This is a genomic window from Klebsiella sp. RCJ4 (assembly GCF_009025755.1).
Classification (GTDB): Bacteria; Pseudomonadota; Gammaproteobacteria; order Enterobacterales; family Enterobacteriaceae; genus Klebsiella; species Klebsiella michiganensis.
In genome coordinates, this window is record NZ_WCIN01000010.1 from 84,291 (window position 1) to 105,027 (window position 20,737).

At 59.3% G+C, this 20,737-nt stretch carries 22 protein-coding genes; 16 read left to right on the plus strand and 6 right to left on the minus strand.

Annotated features, from left to right (window positions below):
- Positions 1-140: 140 nt before the first annotated feature.
- The 3 genes from F8562_RS03245 to tisB form a co-directional block, all read right to left on the minus strand.
- Positions 141-974 carry a DMT family transporter gene (locus F8562_RS03245; RefSeq protein ID WP_014227319.1) on the minus strand — a complete coding sequence of 278 codons (834 nt, stop codon included), beginning with the start codon at positions 972-974 and terminating at the stop codon, positions 141-143.
- Positions 975-1,044: 70 nt separating this feature from the next.
- A complete protein-coding gene (locus F8562_RS03250) occupies positions 1,045-1,491 on the minus strand; it encodes a GNAT family N-acetyltransferase (protein WP_014839843.1) in 447 nt (148 codons plus the stop codon).
- 71 nt (positions 1,492-1,562) lie between these two features.
- Positions 1,563-1,652: a type I toxin-antitoxin system toxin TisB gene (tisB, locus tag F8562_RS03255; protein WP_004107126.1), complete on the minus strand. Its 90-nt coding sequence runs from the start codon at positions 1,650-1,652 to the stop codon at positions 1,563-1,565.
- Between the two features lie 581 nt (positions 1,653-2,233).
- On the opposite strand from tisB, the gene ivbL reads away from it, so the two are divergent.
- The 11 genes from ivbL to nepI all read left to right on the plus strand — a co-directional run bounded on the left by ivbL (position 2,234) and on the right by nepI (position 12,387).
- Positions 2,234-2,329 carry an ilvB operon leader peptide IvbL gene (gene ivbL, locus F8562_RS03260; protein ID WP_004107123.1) on the plus strand — a complete coding sequence of 32 codons (96 nt, stop codon included), beginning with the start codon at positions 2,234-2,236 and terminating at the stop codon, positions 2,327-2,329.
- Between the two features lie 102 nt (positions 2,330-2,431).
- Entirely contained in the window at positions 2,432-4,120 is a 1,689-nt protein-coding gene (gene ilvB / locus F8562_RS03265) for an acetolactate synthase large subunit (RefSeq protein WP_004855639.1), read from the plus strand.
- 3 nt (positions 4,121-4,123) lie between these two features.
- Positions 4,124-4,414, plus strand: coding sequence for an acetolactate synthase small subunit (gene ilvN / locus F8562_RS03270; protein WP_004855635.1), 291 nt, complete (start codon positions 4,124-4,126; stop codon positions 4,412-4,414).
- Between the two features lie 183 nt (positions 4,415-4,597).
- The gene (gene uhpA / locus F8562_RS03275) at positions 4,598-5,191 is read left to right on the plus strand and encodes a transcriptional regulator UhpA (protein ID WP_004107112.1); all 594 of its coding nucleotides are present in this window, start codon (positions 4,598-4,600) and stop codon (positions 5,189-5,191) included.
- 17 nt (positions 5,192-5,208) lie between these two features.
- Complete coding sequence (uhpB, locus tag F8562_RS03280) at positions 5,209-6,690, plus strand: signal transduction histidine-protein kinase/phosphatase UhpB (protein ID WP_162097182.1); 1,482 nt, start codon at positions 5,209-5,211, stop codon at positions 6,688-6,690.
- Positions 6,691-6,699: 9 nt separating this feature from the next.
- Positions 6,700-8,019, plus strand: a complete 1,320-nt coding sequence (locus F8562_RS03285) for an MFS transporter (protein WP_014227316.1) — start codon at positions 6,700-6,702, stop codon at positions 8,017-8,019.
- A 145-nt stretch (positions 8,020-8,164) separates the two neighbouring features.
- Positions 8,165-9,556 (plus strand): hexose-6-phosphate:phosphate antiporter, encoded by a 1,392-nt coding sequence (uhpT, locus tag F8562_RS03290; protein WP_004107098.1) that lies wholly within the window; start codon positions 8,165-8,167, stop codon positions 9,554-9,556.
- 177 nt (positions 9,557-9,733) lie between these two features.
- Positions 9,734-10,186: a DUF1198 domain-containing protein gene (locus tag F8562_RS03295; protein ID WP_094909529.1), complete on the plus strand. Its 453-nt coding sequence runs from the start codon at positions 9,734-9,736 to the stop codon at positions 10,184-10,186.
- A gap of 250 nt (positions 10,187-10,436) precedes the next feature.
- Complete coding sequence (locus tag F8562_RS03300; RefSeq protein WP_014227314.1) at positions 10,437-10,778, plus strand: type II toxin-antitoxin system RelE/ParE family toxin; 342 nt, start codon at positions 10,437-10,439, stop codon at positions 10,776-10,778.
- Positions 10,779-10,787: 9 nt separating this feature from the next.
- Entirely contained in the window at positions 10,788-11,087 is a 300-nt protein-coding gene (locus F8562_RS03305) for a helix-turn-helix domain-containing protein (protein WP_014227313.1), read from the plus strand.
- 118 nt (positions 11,088-11,205) lie between these two features.
- The gene (gene nepI, locus F8562_RS03310; RefSeq protein WP_014839841.1) at positions 11,206-12,387 is read left to right on the plus strand and encodes a purine ribonucleoside efflux pump NepI; all 1,182 of its coding nucleotides are present in this window, start codon (positions 11,206-11,208) and stop codon (positions 12,385-12,387) included.
- A 32-nt stretch (positions 12,388-12,419) separates the two neighbouring features.
- Here nepI and phnX read toward each other — a convergent pair whose 3' ends face one another.
- Together phnX and phnW are read right to left on the minus strand one after the other, a co-directional pair.
- A complete protein-coding gene (phnX, locus tag F8562_RS03315) occupies positions 12,420-13,229 on the minus strand; it encodes a phosphonoacetaldehyde hydrolase (RefSeq protein ID WP_004855618.1) in 810 nt (269 codons plus the stop codon).
- 9 nt (positions 13,230-13,238) lie between these two features.
- Complete coding sequence (gene phnW, locus F8562_RS03320) at positions 13,239-14,342, minus strand: 2-aminoethylphosphonate--pyruvate transaminase (protein WP_042934427.1); 1,104 nt, start codon at positions 14,340-14,342, stop codon at positions 13,239-13,241.
- A 140-nt stretch (positions 14,343-14,482) separates the two neighbouring features.
- On the opposite strand from phnW, the gene phnR reads away from it, so the two are divergent.
- The 5 genes from phnR (at position 14,483) to phnV (ending at position 19,241) form a co-directional block, all read left to right on the plus strand.
- Positions 14,483-15,202: a phosphonate utilization transcriptional regulator PhnR gene (gene phnR / locus F8562_RS03325; RefSeq protein WP_014839839.1), complete on the plus strand. Its 720-nt coding sequence runs from the start codon at positions 14,483-14,485 to the stop codon at positions 15,200-15,202.
- A gap of 247 nt (positions 15,203-15,449) precedes the next feature.
- Complete coding sequence (phnS, locus tag F8562_RS03330) at positions 15,450-16,463, plus strand: 2-aminoethylphosphonate ABC transporter substrate-binding protein (RefSeq protein ID WP_014227308.1); 1,014 nt, start codon at positions 15,450-15,452, stop codon at positions 16,461-16,463.
- 5 nt (positions 16,464-16,468) lie between these two features.
- Positions 16,469-17,581, plus strand: a complete 1,113-nt coding sequence (gene phnT, locus F8562_RS03335) for a 2-aminoethylphosphonate ABC transport system ATP-binding subunit PhnT (RefSeq protein WP_094909528.1) — start codon at positions 16,469-16,471, stop codon at positions 17,579-17,581.
- Positions 17,581-18,441 (plus strand): 2-aminoethylphosphonate ABC transporter permease subunit, encoded by an 861-nt coding sequence (gene phnU / locus F8562_RS03340; protein ID WP_014839836.1) that lies wholly within the window; start codon positions 17,581-17,583, stop codon positions 18,439-18,441. Before phnT ends, phnU begins: the two co-directional genes overlap by 1 nt.
- A gap of 2 nt (positions 18,442-18,443) precedes the next feature.
- Positions 18,444-19,241: a 2-aminoethylphosphonate ABC transport system, membrane component PhnV gene (gene phnV, locus F8562_RS03345; RefSeq protein WP_014227306.1), complete on the plus strand. Its 798-nt coding sequence runs from the start codon at positions 18,444-18,446 to the stop codon at positions 19,239-19,241.
- 197 nt (positions 19,242-19,438) lie between these two features.
- Here phnV and F8562_RS03350 read toward each other — a convergent pair.
- On the minus strand, positions 19,439-20,737 hold a 1,299-nt coding region (locus F8562_RS03350; protein WP_151891885.1), incomplete at its 5' end, for a carbohydrate porin.

The following is a 20,737-nucleotide window of genomic DNA, read 5'->3' on the forward strand; positions in this document are numbered from 1 at the left end:
TATGTGACTGGCACACCCGCTAAACGATGGAGGAATCTACCACATAAAAATGACAGAACAACCCTGTAAGGGGGGATTGTCGGGGATGTTCAGGCAGGTTTTGTAAACGAAAGTCGGCAACTAATGTTGCCATGTGTGGATTACGACAGCCGCAGCAGAATCGCCCCGGCGGCAATGCCGCAGGCGGCGGCGATGCGCAATGGAACTACCTTCTCTTTCAACAGGATAAACGCGATAACCGCGCCAAAAAGAATCGAGGTTTCGCGCAGGGCGGCTACCACCGCCAGCGGCGCCTGGGTCATGGCCCACAGCGCCAGGCCATAGGAGCCCATGGTACCGACGCCGCCGACCATGCCTTTCTTCCAGTGCTGGCGCAGATAGCGGCTGGCCTGCGGGCGTCGGGCAATCATCGCCCAGCCCAGCAGACAGAAGCCGTTCATAAAAAAGGTCCACAGGGTATAGCCCAGCGCGGTTTCTGAAAGCCGCACCCCGGTTCCGTCAACCAGCGTGTAGCCCGCAATGAAGCAGGCGTTGATCAGAGCCAGTACGATACCCTGGCTCGAACTGGCGCGCCCGTTAAAGGCCATCGCCAGAATCGCCAGGCAGATGACGCCGATGCCCAGCCACGCCAGCGGGGAGAGAGTGTCGCCAAGAAAGGCGACGCTGATTATCGCCACCAGTAGCGGGGCGGTCCCGCGCATCAGCGGATAGGTCTGGCTCATATCCGAGACCTGATAGGTTTTTGCCACCAGCACCGTATACACCACCTGTAGCGCGCAGGAGACGGCAAGAAACGGCACGCTGGCGAGCGTGGGTTGGGGGGCAAAAGGGAGCAGAACCAGGGCGATGAGCGAGGCAGAGCCGCTAACGCCTACCGCTGCGTACATTTTATCGCCGCTGGCTTTAACGATAGCGTTCCAGCTGGCGTGAAGCAGGGCGGCGAACAGCAAAATACAGAATACGGTAATGGTCATTGCGGCCTGGCGCTGGGGAATAAATCGTCAACGGACTGTAACATGCGCACTCTTCAGCAGCCAGCGGCGGCTAGAGCGAACAGAACAGACGATGGGTGACCCGCGGTTCATCATAGACCGGGCGAAATCCCAGATTTTCATAAAACGACCAGGCCGTTGACGGCGCATGGGTGTTGAGAAAATCAAAGCTGCTGCCGGAGTGGGTGATAACCGAGACCAGCAGCTGATGCCCGATCCCCTGCCGACGATGGCGCTCGGCGATATACAAATGGCGGATGCGACCGGCCCGCGGCTGCTGGCTAAAAGGGTCGATGTTAAGCCCGCACACGCCGACCAGCTGCCCGTGCGCAAAAGCCCCCAGCAGCTTTTCTCCCGGCGCGTTAAAACGGTTTTCCCCGTTCTGCCAGTTCTCCGCCAGGCGACGCAGCATGTTCAGGTTTTGCGCCAGGCTTTCGGCGCGGAGTGCCGAAAAACCGGGTTCGTCCGGGGTGATAGCGGCGATCAACAACGGTGCCATAATTTTTCTCCGTCAGGTTAGCCTGTAGAGGGGCGGTTTCCCGCCCCTCTCAGGTGCGACTTGAACCTGAATCAGCGGAACTGCTTCAGGACTGCATCAAGTAGTTGCAACACGGCAACCATGAGTTTCAGGATCAGAACAACGATATCCACTCCGCCCATACGCGTCTCCTCTGGTTCAGGAGCACAACCGGCTGGCGTACCTTTCCGCCGCCTGTTGCCAGCCAGGGTATACCCGTCATATTCAGGCGCCACCTGCCGGTGGCGGACTCAATAATTCGGGGTATTTGTTGACGTAACACAGTGTGCTCTTCTGGGGTTAAGGCGCTGACGGCACCACCCGTTTCAGCCAGGACTTTTTTGCGCCGGTAAAAGTGCGGCCCCAGATTCCCCCTGCGTACCCCCTCAGTATAGAATGAATACTGTATATATGAACAGTATTTTTTGGACAAATTTGTATACGCGATCCATACTCTAAATCAGCAAAAACCATCGTGAAAATTGCGCCTTCTTCCCCGATCGCGTATACTTTTTTCGTTGACGTAATACAGTGTGCTTGCGGCTACCAACCGTAAAAACACCGAACAGAAAACCTCGCCGCGGCGGGGTTTTTTGTTTTTATCCCGCCGCAAATTAATGTGATCTTCCGCGCAGTTTCTCCTGGTTGAAAATAAATCCATTGTGAAATGACAAAAGCTGTGTTTGTATAAATTCATTCCCTTTTTTGAGACAACAGGTCCCTCATGAACGCTACCACGCTGACTTCGACCCTACTACTAACCGCGCCTGCCGCGGTGGTCGTCGTGTCTGTGGTGGTCGTCGTCGGCAACGCGCCGTAGGGTCCGGAACAACACGAATTCCAAACCCCGCCGGCGCAAACCGAGCGGGGTTTTTCGTTTCATGCCCCCCGGTAAGTCGGCCCAGAATAAAAGGACTGGAGCATGGCAAGTTCGGGCACAACATCACAAAAAATGCGCTTCACTGGCGCACAGTTAGTCGTTCATTTACTGGAGCGTCAGGGGATCACCACGGTCAGCGGCATTCCGGGCGGCTCCATCCTTCCCATTTACGATGCGTTAAGCCAAAGCACGCAGATCCGCCATATTCTGGCGCGTCACGAGCAGGGCGCGGGGTTTATCGCCCAGGGCATGGCGCGCACCGAGGGCAAACCGGCGGTGTGTATGGCCTGTAGCGGCCCGGGAGCCACTAACCTGATCACCGCTATCGCTGACGCCCGTCTGGATTCGATTCCGCTGGTGTGCATTACCGGCCAGGTTCCGGCCTCAATGATCGGCACCGACGCTTTCCAGGAAGTCGACACCTACGGTATCTCTATCCCCATCACGAAACATAACTATCTGGTACGCAACATTGCTGAGCTGCCGCAGGTGATAAGCGACGCGTTTCGCATCGCGCAGTCCGGGCGACCAGGGCCGGTGTGGATAGATATTCCTAAGGATGTTCAGGCCGCGACCATTGAGCTTGACGCCCTGCCGGAACCCGGCGCCCGTACGGCGCCTCCGACGTTCGATAGCGCCAGCGTGCGTGAAGCGGCGGCGATGATTAACGCCGCGCAGCGTCCGGTGCTCTATCTGGGCGGTGGGGTGATCAACGCGCCTGAGCCCATTCGCCAGCTGGCGGAAAAAGCCAACCTGCCAACCACCCAGACCCTGATGGCGCTGGGGATGCTGCCGAAAGCGCATCCGCTGTCGCTGGGCATGCTGGGGATGCACGGCGCGCGCAGCACCAATTTTATTTTGCAAGAGGCTGATTTATTAGTTGTTTTAGGCGCGCGTTTTGATGACCGGGCGATTGGTAAAACCGAGCAGTTCTGCCCGAACGCGAAAATTATCCACGTTGATATCGACCGCTCTGAGCTGGGTAAAATCAAACAGCCGCACGTGGCGATTCAGGGCGACGTTGGCGAAGTGCTGGCGCAGCTGATCCCGCAGGTCGAGGCGCAGCCGCGCAGCGAATGGCTGCAGCTGGTGGCCGATCTGCAGCGGGAGTTCCCCTGCACCATTCCGCAGGAGCAAGACCCGCTTACCCACTATGGCCTGATTAACGCCGTTGCCGCCTGCGTTGACGATGAGGCAATCGTGACCACCGACGTCGGCCAGCACCAGATGTGGGTCGCGCAGGCGTATCCGCTCAACCGCCCGCGCCAGTGGCTGACCTCCGGCGGCCTCGGCACCATGGGCTTTGGCCTGCCTGCCGCAGTAGGCGCGGCGCTGGCTAACCCGCAGCGCAAGGTCATCTGTTTCTCCGGCGACGGCAGCCTGATGATGAACATTCAGGAAATGGCTACCGCGGCGGAAAATCAGCTGGACGTGAAAATTATCCTGATGAATAACGAAGCGCTGGGGCTGGTTCACCAGCAGCAGAGCCTGTTCTACAAGCAGGGCGTGTTCGCCGCGACCTATCCTGGCATGGTCAACTTTATGCAGATCGCCGCCGGTTTTGGTCTGCAAACCTGTGATTTAAATAACGAAGCCGATCCGCAGGCGGCGCTGCAGGCGATTATCGACCGCCCGGGTCCGGCACTGATCCACGTGCGTATCGATGCCGAAGAAAAAGTGTATCCGATGGTACCGCCGGGTGCGGCCAATACTGAAATGGTGGGGGAATAAGCCATGCAACAAGCGACTCATGAAAACGTTATTCTACAGCTCACCGTGCGCAACCACCCTGGCGTGATGACCCACGTTTGCGGCCTGTTTGCCCGCCGCGCATTTAACGTGGAAGGCATTCTTTGTCTGCCGATCCCGGACAGCAACCAGAGCCGCATCTGGCTACTGGTCAACGACGATCAGCGCCTCGGGCAGATGATTAGCCAGATCGAAAAGCTGGAAGACGTTGAGAAGGTGGTGCGCAATCAGTCCGATCCCTCCATGTTCAGCAAAATCGCGGTGTTCTTCGAATAATCGCTCGCGGCTTGATCCGCTGCGCGCGATAAACAAAATCACTCAAGCCGCATCAGGGCGGCAACTCTGAGAATCCCCCGGGAGCTGACTGAAGTCAGTGACTGGGGGGGAACAGAGGCAGCTTGAAGGATGGCGTTTATACCGTTAAGGTAAGCGCGTTTTTTATCCTCCCCAGGAATCGCCATGACCACAATCGCCCTTATTGACGATCATCTTATCGTCCGCTCCGGCTTTGCCCAACTGCTGGGGCTGGAAGCCGATTTTCAGGTCGTCGCCGAATTCGGTTCCGGGCGCGAAGCGCTGGCGGGGCTGCCCGGCCGCGGCGTGCAGGTCTGTATCTGCGATATCTCGATGCCGGATATCTCCGGGCTTGAGCTGTTAAGCCAGTTGCCGAAAGGGATGGCGATCGTGATGCTGTCGGTGCACGACAGCCCGGCGCTGGTGGAGCAGGCGCTGAACGCCGGCGCGCGCGGCTTTCTCTCCAAGCGCTGCAGCCCGGATGAGCTGATCGCCGCCGTCCGCACCGTGGCGGCTGGCGGCTGCTACCTGACGCCGGATATCGCCATGAAGCTGGCGGCCGGGCGACGGGACCCGCTCACCAAACGCGAACGCGAGGTGGCGGAAAAGCTGGCGCAGGGGATGGCGGTAAAAGAGATTGCCGCCGAGCTGGGCCTGTCGCCAAAAACCGTGCACGTTCATCGCGCCAATCTGCTGGAAAAGCTGGGCGTCAGCAACGACGTCGAGCTGGCGCGCCGCATGTTCGATAGCTGGCAATGAACGCCTTTCTCTCCCGGCTGCTCTCGGTTATCGGTTGTTGCTTTATCTTTTCCGCCGCGTGGTTTTGCCTGTGGAGCATCAGCCTGCACCTGGTGGAGCGTGCCGATCTTGCGGTGCTGCTTTTCCCCTTTGGCCTGCGTCTTGGCCTGATGCTGCAGTGTCCGCGCGGCTACTGGCCGGTTCTGCTGGGCGCTGAGTGGCTGCTGATCTTCTGGCTGGCGCAGGAAGTGGCGCTGGCGCACCCGATAATATTGATGACCGGAAGTCTGTTGACCCTGCTGCCGGTGGCGCTGATCTCACGCTATCGCCAGCAGCGTGACTGGCTCACCCTGCTGCGTCAGGGAGGGGCGCTGATCGCCGCTGCGCTGCTCCAGTCGCTGCCGTGGCTGCCGGAAGGCAAGGAGGGGCTGAACGCGCTGCTGCTGACCCTGACCGGCGGCCTGACGCTGGCGCCTACCTGCCTGGTTATCTGGCACTACCTTACCAGTACCGTCTGGCGGCCGCTGGGGCCATCGCTGGTCTCGCAGCCGGTAAACTGGCGCGGGCGGCATCTTATCTGGTACCTGCTGCTGTTCAGCGTCAGTCTCTGGCTCCAGCTGGGGCTGCCCGCCGAGCTCTCGCGATTTACGCCTTTCTGCCTGGCGCTGCCGATTATCGCCCTGGCCTGGCACTACGGCTGGCAGGGCGCGCTGATCGCGACCCTGATGAACGCCATCGCGCTGATTGCCAGCCAGAGCTGGCACGATCATCCGGTGGATTTGCTGCTTTCGCTGCTGGCGCAAAGCCTGACGGGCCTGCTGCTGGGCGCAGGCATTCAGCGGCTGCGCGAGCTGAATCAGTCGCTGCAAAACGAGCTGGTGCGTAACCAGCGGCTGGCGGAACGCCTGCTGGAAACCGAAGAGAGCGTGCGCCGCGAGGTGGCCCGCGAGCTGCACGATGATATCGGGCAGACCATCACCGCCATCCGTACTCAGGCGGGGATCGTCCAGCGTCTGGCGCCTAACAGCGCCAGCGTCAGGCAGAGCGGCCAGCTGATTGAGCAGCTTTCGCTCGGCGTCTATGATTCGGTGCGCCGCCTGCTGGGCCGCCTGCGCCCGCGCCAGCTGGACGACCTGACGCTTGAACAGGCGGTGCGTTCGCTGATGCGCGAAATGGAGCTGGAGGACCGCGGTATGGTCAGCCATCTGGCGTGGCGCATTGATGAGTCGCTGCTGAGCGAAAACCAGCGCGTCACCCTGTTCCGCGTCTGCCAGGAAGGGCTGAATAATATCGTCAAACACGCCAGCGCCAGCGCCGTCACGCTGCAGGGCTGGCAGCAGGAGCAGCGGCTGATGCTGGTGCTGGAGGACGACGGCTGCGGCCTGCCGCCGGGCTCCGGTCAGCAGGGCTTCGGCCTGACCGGCATGCGCGAGCGCGTCAGCGCGCTGGGCGGCACCTTAACCATCTCCTGCACCCACGGCACCCGCGTTTGCGTCAGCCTGCCGCTGCGCTACGCCTGAGGAGCGACGATGTTTGCCTTTTTGAAATCCCCGCCCGCGGCTCCGCCGATTACCGACAAACCGGCGCTGGACGCGCGTTACCGCTACTGGCGTCGGCATATTCTGCTGACCATCTGGCTGGGCTATGCGCTGTTTTATTTTACGCGTAAAAGCTTTAACGCCGCCGTGCCGGAAATCCTCGCCAGCAACGTGCTGACGCGCAGCGATATCGGCCTGCTGGCAACGCTGTTCTACATCACCTACGGGCTGTCGAAATTTTTCTCCGGTATCGTCAGCGACCGCTCTAACGCCCGCTATTTTATGGGCATCGGTCTGGTCGCTACCGGCGTGGTGAATATTCTGTTTGGCTTTTCCACTTCGCTGTGGGCCTTCGCGCTGCTGTGGGCGCTGAACGCCTTCTTCCAGGGCTGGGGCTCGCCGGTGTGCGCCCGTCTGCTGACGACCTGGTATTCGCGCACCGAACGCGGCGGCTGGTGGGCGCTGTGGAATACGGCGCATAACGTCGGCGGGGCGCTGATCCCGATGGTGGTTGGCGCGGCGGCGCTGCACTACGGCTGGCGAACGGGGATGATGATTGCCGGCATGCTGGCGATCCTCGCCGGACTGTTTCTCTGCTGGCGGCTGCGCGACCGGCCGCAGGCGGTCGGCCTGCCCGCCGTGGGCGACTGGCGGCACGATGAGCTGGAGATTGCCCAGCAGCAGGAGGGCGCTGGCCTGACCCGTAAAGAGATCCTCACCAAATACGTGCTGCTGAATCCCTATATCTGGCTGCTCTCACTGTGCTACGTGCTGGTGTACGTGGTGCGCGCGGCGATTAACGACTGGGGCAACCTGTATATGTCGGAAACGCTCGGCGTCGATCTGGTCACGGCGAATTCGGCGGTCACCATGTTCGAGGTGGGCGGCTTTATCGGCGCGCTGGTGGCGGGCTGGGGCTCGGATAAACTGTTTAACGGCAACCGCGGGCCGATGAACCTGATTTTCGCCGCCGGTATTTTGCTGTCGGTCGGCGGCCTCTGGCTGATGCCGTTCGCCAGCTACGTGATGCAGGCGGCCTGCTTCTTCACGACCGGCTTTTTCGTTTTTGGCCCACAGATGCTGATCGGCATGGCGGCGGCGGAGTGCTCGCACAAAGAGGCGGCGGGGGCGGCAACCGGCTTTGTTGGCCTGTTTGCCTATCTTGGCGCATCGCTCTCCGGCTGGCCGCTGGCGCAGGTGATGGAAATCTGGCACTGGAGCGGCTTTTTCGTGGTTATCGCCATTGCCGCCGGCATTTCCGCCCTGCTGCTGCTGCCGTTTTTAAACGCCCAGGCGCCGCGAGAAGCGTGACCCACTTCACCTTTCTTCGCCGAATGGCGTAAAACTAAGAAATTTTCCCGGTTTCGCCTGGACGCTGTCTCAGGCGAGTCTCCCGGCTGATTTTTACAATGCCTGCCATTCGCAGGTACTAAATCAGCTCAGGAGTCACCCAATCATGCTGGCCTTCTTAAACCAGGTGCGTAAGCCAACCCTGGACCTGCCGCTCGAAGCGCGGCGCAAAATGTGGTTCAAACCGTTCATGCAGTCGTATCTGGTGGTTTTCATCGGCTATCTGACCATGTACCTGATCCGCAAAAACTTTAACATCGCGCAGAACGACATGATCTCCACCTACGGGCTGAGCATGACGCAGCTGGGGATGATCGGTCTCGGATTCTCAATCACCTACGGCGTCGGTAAAACGCTGGTTTCTTACTACGCAGACGGTAAGAACACCAAGCAGTTTCTGCCGTTTATGCTGATCCTCTCGGCCATCTGTATGCTTGGCTTCAGCGCCAGCATGGGCGCGGGGTCGACCAGCCTGTTCCTGATGATCGCCTTCTACGCCCTGAGCGGCTTTTTCCAGAGCACCGGTGGGTCGTGCAGCTATTCGACCATTACCAAGTGGACGCCCCGCCGTAAACGCGGCACCTTCCTCGGCTTCTGGAATATCTCTCACAACCTCGGCGGCGCCGGCGCGGCGGGCGTGGCGCTGTTTGGCGCCAACTACCTGTTCGACGGCCACGTGATCGGGATGTTTATCTTCCCGTCGATTATCGCGCTGATCGTCGGTTTTATCGGCCTGCGCTTCGGCAGCGACTCCCCGGAATCCTACGGCCTCGGTAACGCCGAAGAGCTGTTTGGCGAAGAGATCAGCGAAGAGGATAAAGAGACGGAAGAGAACGCCATGACCAAATGGCAGATCTTCGTCGAGTACGTACTGAAGAACAAAGTCATCTGGCTGCTGTGCTTCTCCAACATCTTCCTGTACGTGGTGCGCATCGGCATTGACCAGTGGTCCACCGTTTACGCTTTCCAGGAGCTGAAGCTCTCCAAAGAGGTGGCGATTCAAGGCTTTACCCTGTTTGAAGTGGGCGCGCTGGTCGGCACGCTGCTGTGGGGCTGGCTGTCGGATCTGGCAAACGGTCGTCGCGCGCTGGTGGCCTGCATTGCGCTGGCGCTGATTATCGCCACCCTGGGGGTTTATCAGCACGCCAGTAACCAGTACGTTTATCTCGCCTCGCTGTTTGCGCTGGGCTTCCTGGTGTTTGGCCCGCAGCTGCTGATCGGCGTTGCCGCGGTAGGTTTCGTGCCGAAAAAGGCGATTGGCGCTGCCGACGGGATCAAGGGCACCTTTGCCTATCTGATCGGCGATAGCTTCGCCAAGCTCGGCCTCGGGATGATTGCCGACGGTACGCCGATTTTTGGCCTCACCGGCTGGGCGGGCACCTTTGCGGCGCTGGATGCGGCGGCAATTGGCTGCATCTGCCTGATGGCCATCGTTGCGGTGTTTGAAGAACGTAAAATCCGCCGTCAGAAAAAGACGCAAACTTTGCAGACTGCCTGAGTCATTGGGTGTGAGTCACGTTGCCTGGCCCCTGCGCCGGGCTTTTTTATACCTCTTGCCGGGCGGTTTGATGATAGCGAGACGGGGTCGCGATAAGTCACATTCTGGTACCTCCGACAGTCGACAGCGGGCAATTTCCCATTATGATAGTGGTGCTGCGATTGAATGAGAGGATGCATGATCTGGTTAGGACTGGCCACGCTGATAGTGGTATTTGTTGTGGGATTTCGGGTGCTTACCTCTGATTCACGCCGTGCGATTCGCCGTCTGAGCGAACGGTTAGGCATTACGCCGGTACCACTGGAATCGATGATCGATCAGCTGGGAAAAACGGCCGGTAACGAGTATCTGCACTACCTGGAACGGCCGAATGAAGCGCATTTGCAAAATGCCGCTCAGGTGCTGCTGATTTGGCAGACTGCTATCGTCGACGGCAGCGAGCAGAACCTGCATTACTGGTATCGGTTGATGAAAAAGGCCCGCCTCGCGGCGCCGATTACCGAAGCGCAAATCCGCCTGGCACAAGGTTTTCTTCGCGAGCTGGAGCCGGAGGTGAGCGACCTGCACGCTTTGCAGGAGCGCTATAACGCGCTGTTTTTAGCGGAGGATGGCGTCCACTGGCTGCACTGATATCACTTCCCGGTGCACTGTTGGCTTCGTTAAACGTCACGCCGACGAGGCCACCGGTGCATAAGTCATCGTAACAAAGGGCCATCATCTGGCCGTCCTTCCAATGAAATCCTCATTAGCGGGCTGGGCTGGCGACGGCGGCACGTAACAGCAGATTAGCCAATGCGTAAGTCATTTTATAAAGAGGGGTTGCTTTTATAGCTAGTAGGCTATAATTTACTTATAGCTTATTGGCTATGAGGGATCGCTGATGTGGGATGTTGAAACAACGGAGGTTTTTGACAAGTGGTTTGAGGCGCAGACCGAAGCGCTCAAAGAGGATATGCTCGCCGCAATGGTGATCTTATCCGAGTATGGCCCCCGGTTGGGAAGGCCGTTTGCGGATACAGTAAACGATTCTGCCTTTTCGAATATGAAAGAGCTGCGCATTCAGCATCAAGGTAGACCCATCCGAGCTTTCTTTGTATTTGACCCTTCTCGTTGTGGCATCGTGTTATGCGCCGGAGATAAAACAGGGTTAAATGAAAAGAGATTCTATAAAGATATGATCAAGCTTGCAGATGCTGAGTACCGTAAGCACCTTAATCAGTAAGGAAAAAATATGGCGACCCTTAAAGAATTAATGGCCAAACAGAGCCCGGAAAGCCAGGCGCGTATTGCTGAAAAAGTCGAGGAGATGCGCCAGGCTATCGCTTTAAGTATGTTAAGGGAAGAACTCAATATGTCTCAGGCAGAGCTGGCTAAGGCAATGGGCGTTAAACAACCCACCATAGCAAAAATGGAACAGGCTGATAACGACCCGCGTTTGTCAACGCTGAAGCGCTATGTTGCAGCGCTCGGGGGGGAACTCAGTATTGATGTTAAGCTGCCAACCGGTAAGCGAATCGCATTCCATCTTTAATCCTGCGAACCTTGTGTCCGTTGGCGATGCTGGTGAGAAAGTTGTCAAAACGTTAAATTCGTCACATTTAAAATGTTACACTGCGCGGCTTCCCCGTGTTCAACCATGCAGGTAACTTATGACTCCTTCGAATGCCTCTACGCCACAGGCTCATCAGGCGGCGCGACCCAACTGGTCGGCGGTTTTTGCGGTGGCCTTCTGCGTCGCCTGCCTGATTACCGTTGAGTTCCTGCCGGTAAGCCTGCTCACGCCGATGGCGCAGGATTTAGGCATCTCCGAAGGGGTTGCCGGACAGTCGGTCACCACCACGGCGTTCGTGGCGATGTTCGCCAGCCTGTTTATCACCTCGATCATCCGCAGTACCGATCGCCGCTACGTGGTGATTCTGTTTTCGGTTCTGCTGACCCTTTCCTGCCTGCTGGTCTCTTTTGCCAACAGCTTTGCGTTATTGCTGCTCGGCCGCGCCTGCCTCGGGCTGGCGCTGGGCGGCTTTTGGGCGATGTCGGCGTCGCTCACCATGCGGCTGGTGCCGATGCGCGTGGTGCCCAAAGCCCTGTCGGTTATTTTTGGCGCGGTATCAATAGCGCTGGTGATCGCCGCGCCGCTGGGCAGCTTCCTCGGTGGGATTATCGGCTGGCGTAACGTCTTTAACGGCGCCGCGGTGATGGGGGGGGTCTGTACGATTTGGGTGCTGAAGGCGCTGCCGTCTCTGCCGGGCGAGTCGACCTCGGCGCAGCAAAATATGTTCGGCCTGCTAAAGCGCCCCGGCGTGATGGCCGGGATGTGTGCCATTTTTATGGCCTTCGCCGGCCAGTTCGCCTTCTTTACCTATATTCGCCCGGTGTATATGACGCTGGCAGGCTTTGACGTTGACGGCCTGACGCTGGTGCTGTTGAGCTTCGGCATCGCCAGCTTCGTCGGCACCTCGCTCTCTTCGATGCTGCTCAAACGTTCGGTGAAAGCGGCGCTGGCGGTTGCCCCGGTGGTGCTGGCCATCAGCGCGGCGGTGCTGGTACTGTGGGGGGAGAGTAAAATCGTGGCGTCGACGGTTGCCGTTATCTGGGGCTTTGCCTTCGCGTTGATACCGGTTGGCTGGTCAACGTGGATCACCCGCTCCCTGTCCGATCAGGCGGAGAAAGCCGGGTCGATTCAGGTGGCGGTGATCCAGCTGGCCAACACCTGCGGCGCCGCGGTTGGCGGCGTGGCGCTGGATCACCTTGGTCTGCTCTCGCCGCTGGTCCTCTCCGGTACGTTGATGCTGCTGACCGGCCTGCTGGTGGCGACGAAAGTACGAGTGTAATGGGGCCGCAGTCAGGCGAATCGTCAATAAAACTACGGGCGTTCGCCCTGCGCCAGACGACGGTTGATGTCGGCAATCACGCCCGGCAAATCCGCCAGCGTATCCACCACATAGTGCGCACCGGCGGCGTACAGCTTCCCGGCAGCGTGCTCGCGGCGGGCGGCGATCTCTTCGGCGCTCATCTGCTGATATTCCTCCCAGCTGGCGCCGAATTCGTTACCGGAAACCGCCAGACCCACGCTCCACATCCCGGCGTTTAATCCTTCGGTAATGCCGGGAGCGGAATCATCAACCTTGACGCAGTGGGCTACCGAGTCGATGCCGAGGACAATGACGTTCTGTAACGCCATCCACGGGCCTGGCCGCCCCCCGACGGCGAGGTCGTCCGTCGCCACCCAGTGGTCAGGCGCATAGCCCTGCGCGGCGGCGGCCGGCGCCAGCTTTTCCATCACCGGACGCGGATAGCCGGAACAGGAGCCAATTTTTATGCCTTCGGCGCGCAGCGCGGCAATGGTGTCGACAACCCCGGCGATCGGCGCAGAAAAATCGACAACTTTGGCAATCTGCAGCGGCATAAAAGCAGCATAGATCGCGTCGATATCGGCAGCGTTCATCGCCCGGCCAAACTTCGCTTGCCAGCGGGCGTCCACGGCGGGCAGTTTCCCCAGCGCTTCAATATGCTGCCATTTGCCGAGACCCATCGGCACCCTGGCTTCTTCGAGCGTAATCTCCACGGCAAAAGCCTGACGGAAGGCCTCAACGAAAATCTGCGTCGGCGCGAAGGAGCCAAAGTCGACGGTGGTGCCTGCCCAATCAAGAATAACGGCGTTAATACGGTTCATGACGGTTCCTTAGCATTGCCAGTACATGGCGTTTTTGATGGCCGCCAGCAGGGCGGTGATGTCGGCGTCGTACACTTCTCCGATGTTGCCGATACGGAAGCAGTCGCTTTGCGACACCTTGCCCGGATAGATCACGAAACCCTGCTCTTTAAGCCGCTGATAGAAATCCTTAAAGCGATACTGCGGCGCATCCGGGGAGTAAAACGCGGTGATGATCGGCGAGTGCAGGCTATCGTCGAGCAGCGGCTGAAAGCCTAGCGCACGCATTCCCGCCACCAGACGCTGCTGGTTCGTGCTGTAACGCTGATGACGTGCGCGCACGCCGCCTTCCTCCGCCAGCTCCTTCAGCGCCTGGGCAAAGGCCAGCACGGTATGGGTCGGTGAGGTGAAGCGCCACTTGCCGTGGTTATCCTCCATGCAGCGCCACTGGGCGTACAGATCCAGCGACAGCGAGCGCGAGCGGCCCTGGCAGTTTGCCAGTTCCGCCTCCCGGGCAATGACGAAGGCAAAGCCCGGCACACCCTGAATGCATTTGTTGGCGGAGCTGATCAGATAATCGATATTCAGGGCGGCGACGTCCATGGGAATGCCGCCGAAGCTGCTCATGGCATCGACGATGTAGCGTTTGTCGTACCGTTTCGCCAGCGCGGCGACCTCTTCGATCGGGTTGAGCATGCCGGTCGTGGTTTCGCTATGCACCATGGCGATATGGGTGATCGCCGGGTCGGTTTGCAGGATCCGTTCGATCGCCGCCGCGTCCGGCCGCGCCACTTCGCCGCAGTCGTAGGGATGGTGCGCAATGCACATCAGTTTCGCCATCTCGATCATGCGCGCGCCGTAGGCGCCGTTGCTGATAATCAGCACTTTCCCCTGCGCGCCGATCGCGCTACCGAGCACCGCTTCAACCGCGTAGCTGCCGCTGCCTTGCAGCAGCACTGAGGTGTAGCCGTGAGCGGGCGTCGCCAGTTCCACCAGCCGTTGGCGAATGACCTGAACGACGCCGAGATTGTAGTCGTCGTCCCAGGTACAGCTATCGAACAGCATCGCCTCTTTTACCGTACGGGAAGTGGTTAGCGGTCCGGGCGTCAGCAGCAGATAATTACGCGAAGTCATTGTTTTCACCATTTGGTCTATACCAGATGTTTTTTATAATGACGATCGTGCCCCGAAAAGGTCAAAGGGAAAGTAGCGCTGCAACAAAAAATTCATCTGGTTATGTATAATGAGCGCATCAAATTTGGCCGCGAGCGAACATGAAATCACCCTCTGGCGAGACGCCACAGTATCTGCTGATCAAGGCGCAGCTTCAGGCGCGTATTCAAAACGGCGCATTGAAGAGCGGCGATAAGCTGCCGTCCGAGCGCGAGCTGTGCGCGCTGTTCAATACCACGCGTATTACGGTGCGCGAGAGCCTGGCGCAGCTTGAGGCCAGCGGCGTGATTTATCGCGCCGACCGCCGCGGCTGGTTTGTTACGCCGGAGCGCTTGTGGTTGGATCCGACGCAGAATACCAACTTCCACAAGCTGTGCCTGGAACAGGGGCGGGAGCCGAAAACGGTGCTGCTCGACGGTCGTCTGGCCGCCGTTCCGCTGGACGTTATGGCGCCGCTGGCGCTGCAGCCGTTCGACCAGATCTACCTGCTCACCCGACTGCGCCATGCTGACGGGCGGGCAATCTGCTACTGTGAAAATCACTGCCTGCCGGCCAGGGTTCCGGAGCTGCTGCGCCATGATTTAAACGGCAGCCTGACCGAAATTTATCAGACCCACTATGACCTGATATATACCAGTATGCATCTGTCGTTCTGGCCCACCTCAATGCCGCCCCAGGCCGCGGAAGCCCTGGGGGTGATGGAAGGGCGGCCGGCGCTGCTCTTGCGCCGCCTCAACTACGATCAGCACGGGCGAATTCTCGATTACGATATTGAGTACTGGCGCCACGACAGCCTCCGTATTGAAGTCGATACCCATTGATTTTATTGGTCCAGCCCGAGCGTTTTCCCGGGTTGCGGCTGGCGCCTTACCCGGGCTACGGGCTCACCGCTGACTGCGGACGGGTAGCCCGGACAGGCGCGTCAAGCGCCGCCTCCGGGAGGGATTCTTCTGCACCGGCGTCATCCTTTCGCCACACTTCATTCATCGTTTTGTCATAAACCCCCGGTAGCGTGAAAAACAATCTGGTCTACACCAGAACGACTAACTACCCGATGAGGCATATACGATGAAACTCTCCCGACTTGCCCTGCTGTCCCTGTTCGCGCTGACCAGCTCTCCGGTCTGGGCAGATGGCATCGTCACGGTTTACTCCGCTGACGGCCTGCACGATGGTGATAACAGCTGGTACCAGCACCAGTTCGCCGCTTTCACCAAAGCAACGGGCATCAAGGTGCAGTACGTGGAAGGCGGTTCCGGGGCGATTGTTGAACGCCTGGCAAAAGAGCGCACCAACCCTCAGGCCGATGTGCTGGTGACGGTGCCGCCGTTTATCCAGCGTGCCGCGAAAGAACAGCTGTTGGCCGAATTTCAGCCGCAGGACAGCGCTCGGATCCCGGGCGTACACGACCGCTACTCGCCGCTGGTGAATAACTATCTGACCTTTATCTATAACAGTAAGCTGCTGAAAACCGCGCCGGCCAGCTGGCAGGATTTGCTCGATAGCCGCTTCAGGAACAAACTGCAGTACTCGACGCCGGGGCAGGCGGGTGACGGTACGGCGGTCATGCTACAGGCGTTTCACAGCATGGGGAGCAAAGAGGCGGGGTTCGATTATCTCGGTAAGCTCCAGGCCAATAACGTTGGTCCGTCTGCTTCCACCGGTAAGTTGACCGCGCTGGTCAATAAAGGCGAGCTGTACATCGCTAACGGCGATCTGCAAATGAACCTGTCGCAGATGGCGCGTAACCCGAATGTGCAAATCTTCTGGCCAGCGGACGCGCAAGGCGAACGCAGCGCGCTGGCGCTGCCCTATACCATCGGCCTGGTGCAGAACGGTCCGAACGGCGAAAACGGTAAAAAGCTGATTAACTTCCTGCTCGATAAATCCGCTCAGTCCAGCGTCAGCGCGCTCTCCTGGGGTCTGCCGGTGCGCAGCGACGTGACGCCGGAAGACGCTAACTTTAAAGCGGCGAAAGCGGCGCTTAACGGCGTGAAAAGCTGGGAACCCAACTGGGACGACGTTGCGGTTTCGCTGTCGGCGGATATTGCCCGCTGGCATAAAGTGACGGACAGCGAGTAAGCGTGATGTTAATGAAAACGACCGTTGCCCCCACCCCGTCGCTGGCGGGGACGTCCGGAATTACTCTCGACGCGCTGCGCGTTTCTTATCACGGCAACGTGGTGCTGAAGCCGCTGACATTAACCATTGACCCCGGTGAGGTGCTGGCGCTGATTGGCCCTTCGGGCTCCGGGAAAACCACGGTGCTGCGGGCGATAGCCGGTTTTGTGCAGCCTGCCGGTGGTCGAATTTTGCTTGGCGACACGGATATCACCCACCTGCCGCCGTATCAACGCGGCCTTGGTATGGTGGTTCAAAACTACGCCCTGTTTCCGCACATGAAGGTAGAAGATAACGTCGCCTTCGGCCTGCGGGCGCAGAAGCAGCCCAAAGCGCAGATCGCTGAACGGGTTCAGGAAGCCCTGAAAATCGTCGGCATGGCGGATTACGCCAGCCGCTATCCGCACCAGCTTTCCGGCGGCCAGCAGCAGCGCGTCGCGATTGCCCGCGCCATCGCCGTGCGTCCGCGGGTATTGCTGCTTGATGAGCCGCTCTCGGCGCTGGATGCGCAAATCCGTCACAACATGGTGGAGGAAATTGCCCGTCTGCACCGCGAACTGCCGGAGCTGACCATTCTCTACGTCACCCACGATCAGACCGAAGCCCTGACCCTGGCGGACAAGATTGGCATCATGAAAGACGGCTCGCTCATTGCCCACGGCGAAACCCATCAGCTTTACCACTATCCGCCTAATCGTTTTAGCGCTGAGTTTCTCGGACGTGCCAATATCCTGCAGGCGACGGCGCTGACAGATACCGCGGGACCTGGCCTGGTCAGCGTCAGCTGCGGCGGCGGATTGATCGCCGCGTTCAGCCGCGGCGGCCAGCATGGCAACAATAAGCTGCTGTGTATTCGCCCGCAGCATATGAGTCTCGCGCCGCGATCGGCCACCAGCAACCGGCTGAACGCCATCCTGACCTCCGTGCACTGGCAGGGCGATTTGACCCATCTGCTATGCGACGTGGCGGGGGAGGCGGTGCGTATCGTGATGACCCACGTGAATCCGCTGCCGCGTGCGGGCGACAGGCTGGCGCTCTATTTTGAACCCAACGATGCGGTCCTGATTGAGGTGTCATAATGTCGCAGATCTTAACGCTCCCGCGTCGCTCTGTTCATCTGCGGCCCTTACTGTGGCTGCTGCCGCCGCTGCTGGTGCTGGCGACCCTGTTTTTCTACCCGCTGCTGCTCATCGGCGAACAGGCGCTGCGCGATACCGAGGGTCATCTGAGCCTCGAAACCTTCTGGCAGGTGGTGGAGTCCCGGCGCTTTCTCAGCGCATTGCTCAATACCTTGCAAATCGCGGTTATCGCGACATCAGGCTGCCTGCTGCTCGGCAGCGTGCTGGCGCTGATTCTGGTGTTTATCCCGTTTCCCGGTAGCCAGCTGATTAGCCGGATAATTGATACCTTTATTGCGCTGCCGACCTTTCTCATCACCCTGGCTTTCACCTTTATTTACGGCTCCGCCGGTCTGCTGAACGGAACGCTGATGTCGCTGTTTGCTTTTGAACTGCCGCCGGTGGATTTTCTCTATTCGATTCAGGGGGTCATACTGGCGGAAATGACCGTCTTCACCCCTCTGGTGATGCGCCCGCTGATGGCCGGGCTGCGGCAGATTGATAAAAGCCAGCTTGAAGCGGCGAGCATCCTCGGCGCGCATCCGCTGCGGGTCATCGGCCAGGTGATTTTTCCGGCGGTGCTGCCGGCGCTAATGGCGGGCGGCAGCCTGTGTCTGCTGTTGACCACCAACGAGTTCGGCATCGTGCTGTTTATCGGCGCCAAAGGGGTAAATACTCTACCGATGATGGTCTACAGCAAGGCTATTCTCGAGTCGGACTACAGCGTCGCCTGCATGATTGCGCTGATTAATATTCTGCTGTCGCTGGGGCTGTTTATGCTCTATCGGCTGGCCGCCGCGCGTACCGGCGTGAGGAGCTAACGATGTTGATTTGGTCGCGTAAAGGCCGTACGGCGGCAGGAGCGCTGGCGGTGACGCTGTTTGCCGGGTTTTTCTTCCTGCCGCTGGCGGTGATTTTGATGTCCAGCCTGAGCCAGCAGTGGAACGGCCTGCTGCCGTCCGGCTTTACCTTCGGACACTTTGTTAACGCGTTTCGCGGCGCCGCGTGGGATGCGCTCTTTTCCAGCCTGATGGTCGGGTTTTGCGCCAGCCTGTTCGCTCTGCTGTGCGGCATGTGGGCTGCGCTGTCCCTGCGGCAGTACGGTGCGAAGCTGCAAAAATACCTTGGGCTGATGTTCTATCTGCCAAGCGCCATCCCATCCGTTTCTGTGGGTCTTGGCATTCTGGTGGCCTTCAGCCAGGGACCGCTGCAGATGAACGGCACCTTTTGGATCGTTCTGGCGGCGCACTTCGTGCTGATTTCCGCGTTTACCTTCAGCAACGTTTCCACCGGTCTGGCGCGGATTTCCGCCGATATTGAAAACGTCGCCTCCAGCCTCGGGGCATCGCCGTGGTATCGCCTGCGCTACGTTACGCTGCCGCTGATGACGCCGTGGATGATTTCAGCACTGGCGTTAAGCCTGTCGCTGTCGATGGGGGAGCTGGGCGCGACGGTGATGATTTACCCGCCGGGCTGGACAACGCTGCCGGTGACGATTTTCAGCCTGACCGATCGCGGCAATATTGCCGATGGTTCGGCGCTGACCATCGTGCTGGTGGGCGTCACGCTGCTGCTGATGATTAAGCTTGAACGCATCGCTCGCCGGATGAGCCAGAGGTGATCTCCGGCTCCTTTTGCAAACCACCTAAGCCAGCGGTAGCCGGGGTAAGGCGTTACGCCGCAGCCCGGGGAATGCGCCGGGATGAATATATCGATGCGGCTTCTTCCCGGCTCGCGCTGCGCTTAGCCGGGCTACAGGTTACGATCTGATAGCCCGGATCGGGCTCTGACGCCGCGACCCGGGATGGTTTCACTCTCTTAGAACCACGCCTCAAACATGCCGCCGACGTTCAGCGAATCCAGCTGCTCATCTTTGGTGCCGTTAACCTTCGCGGTGCGCTTGTTATCCACCTGGCCGCCGGTCACGTAGAAGCGCAGCATCGGGCGGAACTCCGGCCCCATACCGATGGCGATGTTCTGCGACAGCGTCAGCTTCCAGCCGTGGTTATCGCCGCCCTGGTCGTAATCGACGCGCTGGTAGCCCGCTTCCAGCCAGGTGGAGTGCACATCGTTCCAGAAGTACATCGGACGGACAATGGCGCCGTAGTTTTTACGGTTATCGGTGTTATCCTTGCCGTTGTCATAGTCGTGGAAGGCCAGCAGATATTCGATCTGCGCCTGCCGGGTGAATTTATGCAGCCCTTCAAAGCTGGCGTAAATCGCGGTCAGGTCATCGGTTTTGTTGTAGACGCTGTTATCCGAGTTATCGGAGTAGCGCAGGATCACTTTATTGACGCCGCTGTCGTTGGTGTGGCTCAGCACCAGCCCGCCCTGCCAGGCGTCGAGACGTTCGTCGCTGTCCACCGCTTTCGAATCGAAACCGTAGTTGGCGTACACCTCAACGTCGATCGGCCCGGCCTTGATGTTGTGGGTTTTGGTGGTCAGGGCGTAGTGGCCGTTATCGCCGGTACCGGAGCCGCCGGTACAGGTGATGCGCGACGGGTTGGCCTCGTCCGCCATCACTTCCGGGCTACAGGACTCCACCTGCGACACTCCCGCCACGTCAAACTGCACGCCGCCGATATCAAAGTTCTTCACCCCGGCACCCTGGCCGTCGTGGTTCATCCAGAAGTAGTCGTTGATCCCCTGCTGCGGGCGCTGATGGAAGTCGCGGCCGGCCCAGATATAGGCGTTGGGATTAGACTCCAGCACGTTGGTGACGCCGACGTAGGCTTTTTTCAGGTTAACTTCATCGCTCCAGTGGTCAAACATGACGTTGATATCCCAGATAGCGCCTTTACTGCTCCTGAAGGCTTTGGTTATCTGGAATTCGCCGCCGTTGCCTTCGTTGCCTAAACGGCCGATCGCCGAGGCGCCGTTATAGGAGCCATCGACGCCGACAAACTTCTGATCGCCGGTCTGGAACTGCGCGCCGTAGCGGGCGTAGCCGCTGAACTTCAGGCCGAAGGGGATCGCCATATCCGGCGTGGCCGCGGTGGTCTGCGGGTTGGTGATAACATCCACTTTTTTATCAGCCGCGGCGTCGATTTTCGCCTGGCGTTCGGCCAGGGCTTTATCGACGGCTTTCGCCACAATGGCGTCGATCTGTTCCTGAGT